The following is a 4,231-nucleotide window of genomic DNA, read 5'->3' on the forward strand; positions in this document are numbered from 1 at the left end:
AAATAAGCTTAAAATTCCCCAATCAAGCTGACGTAACCACATTTGCCAAGTGGCGGATAAGGGATAGGTTTGAGCCACATAAATCCCCAAAGATAGTAAAATTAATGCTAAGATAAGCAGATTTACCGTCAGTCCGATCGCCGTGGTGACATCCTCTAAATAAAAAGCTATCTTGGCACGAAAAGAGAGCATAAATTCAGCTATCAGTAAACAGTAACCAGTAATCAGTGAACTGAAAAATTATATCTGATAACTGATCACTGATAACTGATTAGGGTAATTCCACCGAAGTTGGTTTAGCAATATGAGGTAAACCCCAACCTAATTTTTCCCGGAGGATGCGGAAGAATTCCGTCGATTGCAGGCGAATAAAATGAACATTGTAGGGGGATTTCTGCACATTAATTCGATCTTCTGGCAAGATATAAGAACCGCCATTACCGTCCACTACCATCACCATCCGATTAGCAGTTGCTGGAAAAATATTTACAGTTTCCTTGTCAGAAAATACCAAGGATCTGGAAGCTAAAGAATGGGGACAAATGGGAGCTAATTGTAATACCGGCACATCGGGAGTTATTACCGGGCCACCGGCGCTGAGAGCATAGGCAGTAGAACCGGTAGGAGTGGAGAGAATCACCCCATCGGCAGCGATATCGACGGGCGCGTGTTCACCAATTTGAATCTCAAAATGACACATACTGGTGAGGGGTTCGCGGTGGACGACCACCTCATTGAGAGAAAGTGCCTCCCAGAGGAGGGTATCTTCGCGAAATAGTCGCACTGTGATCATCGAGCGATTTTCGATGGTGTAATTCCCCTCTAGAACCAGTTCTAAGGCGGGTTCAAGCTGATTTAGGTAAATTTCGGTCAAAAAGCCCATGTGTCCCGTATTGACCGTTAACAGGGGCAAATTGAGGGTGGCCAACTGCCGGGCCGCCGATAGGACTGTACCATCGCCCCCCAACACGATCGCAAAACTTAAATCCTGATCGAAGTGGGGGGGGACTAACTGATCGATCGGGGTAAAACAAACCGGACGAGAGGGTTTAGAATGGCCTAGCAGGCCACCGCTGCCGGTAGCCATAAACACCTGCCAACCTCGGGAAAGTAGCTGATCTTGTATCTGATGGGCTGTTTTACAAGCGATAGGCTTAATATCGTTGTAAATAATGCCGATTTTGGGCATTGACAAATTTTCCTACTGCTGAATCACGCTTTCTTTTTGAAAGGAGTTTTCTTCTTCTTTTGAGCTTTTTGTTTCTCGAAGTCGATTTCCTTGAGCTTCTTGAGAATGCGGCTAAAGTATTCTTGTAAATAGGATTCTAAAGTAGTTGTTTGACTCGGATCAAGGCCAAATACTTGATAAACTTCTGCCATGGGGGCATCAAGAGCTTGACCACTAGCGAGAACTTCCGCAAAAGCTAGTCGGTCGGATATATTATAAGTCCATTGGAAACAACGGCTTATTCCCCGCATAAAACGCAGTAATCCCATGGGTAAACGCCAAATTTTCCCCTCTTTACCCGATAAGCGTTCGCAAACTTCGATAATTTCTTCAGCTTTCCAAGCTTTGCTGCCCACCACAGGATAGGATTGACCGACGGTTTCGGGGACTTCTAGGGCGCGAACGGCGAATTTAGCGATATCTTGGGTGTCCATGTAGGCGATCGCCGTACTTTCCCCCGTGATCCAGACCGTTTGATTATCTAACATCGGGATGGCGTATTGACCGATTAACCCCTGCATAAAGCCACAGGGACGCAGAATTGTATATTTTAAACCCGATTCTGCTATAAATTTCTCGGTACAGCGTTTTATCTCCATCAAAGGCACGTTGGGATATTTTTCGGCATTGAGAATCGAAAAGAAAATAAAGCGATCAACTCCGGCAGTTTTGGCCGCTTGAATCAGATTAACTTTACCATCCCAATCCACCTGTTTAATGCTGGCCGAGTCCGTCGCCCGGGCAGTAGCGGCATCGATCACCGCATCCATTCCCTCTAAAGCGGCAATAATGGTACTCTTGTCCCGTAGGGTTCCCCCGACTAATTCCGCGCCCCATTCCTTCAAAAAAGCCCCTTTTCTCTGACTGCGTACCAAACAACGCACTTGATGTCCCTGATCGATGGCATGACGCACGATCTGTCGCCCTAGGGTTCCCGTCGCACCGACAACTAATACTTTCATCTATAATTAATTTTTTGTTACATTTGTTAACACTTCTCTAAGATACTATCAAAAAAGTGGATCATTGGGGATAGAAAAATTCTAAGATTCCCCGATCCCCGTCCAGTTCTACCATTGTTCCCACCGGTAAAGCGGCATTATCGCCATCATGACCGAAAGGTAACTCAGCAATAACCGCAATGCCTAAATCGCCCAAACGCTCTTTTAAGACTTCCTCCACGGTTTGACTATCACTACCGGGAGCTGCCAGACAACGGCTAAAACGACCGAGGGCAATGCCTTTAATTCGGGAGAAAATGCCCAGCATTCGCCACTGAGTTAACATTCGATCGATCCGGTAGGGGGCCTCGGTTACGTCCTCTAGGGCTAAAATTACCCCCTCTAGGGTGGGTTGAACCGAGGTTCCGAGGAGATGGGTGGCTACGGTTAAATTAGCTGGTAATAAGCGTCCCCGCACTTTGCCCCCACCCCAACCTTGACCGATAAGAGGGGCTAAAGGACGACCTTCTAGAAGAGAAAAGAGGCGATCGATTGATTGGGGACTTTCTTGGGCTAAGGTGGTTAAAACTGCCCCGTGAACGCTACAAATGCCCTGTTTCGCTAAACTCCATAAAATCCCCGTCACGTCGGAAAAACCGATTAACCATTTCGGGTTAGTTTTTGCCCATGTCCAATTTTCTAAGAGGCGAGCGCTACCGTAACCCCCCCTAGCGCAGAGAATTGCTTGACAATCGGGATCTTGCCATGCTTGGGCTAAAGCTTGACGACGTTGCTCGTCGCTACCAGCGAGATAACCGAGACGATTCGACCAATTCTCGCTAAATTCCACTTGATAACCCCTTGATCGCCAGATTTCTACGCCTTTTTCTAGGGCGGCTAATTCCTTGACGGCGCCACTGGTGGCCACCAGAGAAACTTTAGCACCGGGTTGCAGAAATGATGGGATGATCATAGGTTAATTCTCTTTTGTGGGCGGATTAAGCGGAAATTACAGGCAATTTTGTGGCAGCATGAAAACTGACAGCATATTCTATCGAATGTTTCTCGATTTTCCCGATTCGTTCTTTGAATTAATCGCTCAACCCGATGCTATCGTGAGCAATTATCGATTTACTTCCCAAGAAGTTAAACAACTAGCTTTTCGATTGGATGGTTTATTTTTGCCGCTCGATCATCTAGAAAATTCGCCCTTTTATCTGGTAGAAGTGCAGTTTCAAAAGGATGAAGACCTATATTATCGATTATTTTCGGAACTTTTCTTATATCTTAGACAGTATAAACCTTTGTCACCGTGGCAGATAGTTGTTATTTATCCTAGCCGAGAAATTGAACGAGAACATCCCCAGCAATTTGAAGACTTGTTATCCTTGGCCAGGATTAAAAGAATCTATCTGGATGAATTGGCAAATGACGAGACTCCTTCTTTAGCGATCGCCCTGATCAAATTGGTCACGGAAAGTGAGAGTCAAGCTGTTAATTCTGCTAAGATTTTAATTAAACAGGCTCAAAGAGAAGTGAGCGATCGCTTAGTGCAGAAAAATGTCATTGATTTAATCGAAACGATCATCATTTATAAGTTACCCCAAAAAAGTCGAGAGGAAATTGAAGCTATGTTGGAACTACAAGACCTAAAACAAACTCGTTTCTATCAAGAAGCTTTTGGAGATGGAATTGAACAGGGAATTGAACAGGGAATTGAACAGGGAATTGAACGGGGAATTGAACAGGGAATTGAACGGGGAATAAACTTGCAAAAATTGAAAACAATTCCTCTACTGCAAGACCTCGGTTTAACCCCGCAACAAATCTCGGAACGCTTAGACTTGACTCTGGAAACAGTGCTTAACTATTTGGCACAACAGCAACAATGATCAATCCTGTTTCAACAGTCTAGAAAAGCATCAATAGTAGTGAATCAGTGACCTTTAAGCTATCAGGGATAACTCGATGAATAATGACTTATTGACTTTCTTCTTTTGTGTTACCCTTCTCATTCTCTATCTAGTTTTTTCAGCTTTAACCGAGATGGGAACAAAATGGC

General features: G+C 44.8%; 4 protein-coding genes and 1 pseudogene. 1 reads left to right on the plus strand and 4 read right to left on the minus strand.

From position 1 onward, the window contains the following. The 4 genes and pseudogenes from PX636_RS14610 to PX636_RS14625 form a co-directional block, all read right to left on the minus strand. Positions 1-192 (minus strand): annotated as a pseudogene (locus PX636_RS14610) (ion transporter); the annotation flags it as partial. A gap of 79 nt (positions 193-271) precedes the next feature. Further along, positions 272-1,189 (minus strand): NAD(+) kinase, encoded by a 918-nt coding sequence (locus tag PX636_RS14615; RefSeq protein WP_002762972.1) that lies wholly within the window; start codon positions 1,187-1,189, stop codon positions 272-274. Between the two features lie 23 nt (positions 1,190-1,212). Then, positions 1,213-2,190, minus strand: a complete 978-nt coding sequence (locus PX636_RS14620; RefSeq protein ID WP_002762970.1) for an SDR family oxidoreductase — start codon at positions 2,188-2,190, stop codon at positions 1,213-1,215. Positions 2,191-2,251: 61 nt separating this feature from the next. After that, positions 2,252-3,142 (minus strand): S66 peptidase family protein, encoded by an 891-nt coding sequence (locus PX636_RS14625; RefSeq protein WP_288117672.1) that lies wholly within the window; start codon positions 3,140-3,142, stop codon positions 2,252-2,254. A 58-nt stretch (positions 3,143-3,200) separates the two neighbouring features. Here PX636_RS14625 and PX636_RS14630 point away from each other — a divergent pair, with 58 nt between their 5' ends. Continuing rightward, a complete protein-coding gene (locus PX636_RS14630; RefSeq protein WP_288117673.1) occupies positions 3,201-4,061 on the plus strand; it encodes an Rpn family recombination-promoting nuclease/putative transposase in 861 nt (286 codons plus the stop codon). Positions 4,062-4,231 lie beyond the last annotated feature (170 nt).

It is taken from the genome of Microcystis sp. M53598_WE2 (genome assembly GCF_030067735.1).
GTDB lineage: Bacteria > Cyanobacteriota > Cyanobacteriia > Cyanobacteriales > Microcystaceae > Microcystis > Microcystis aeruginosa.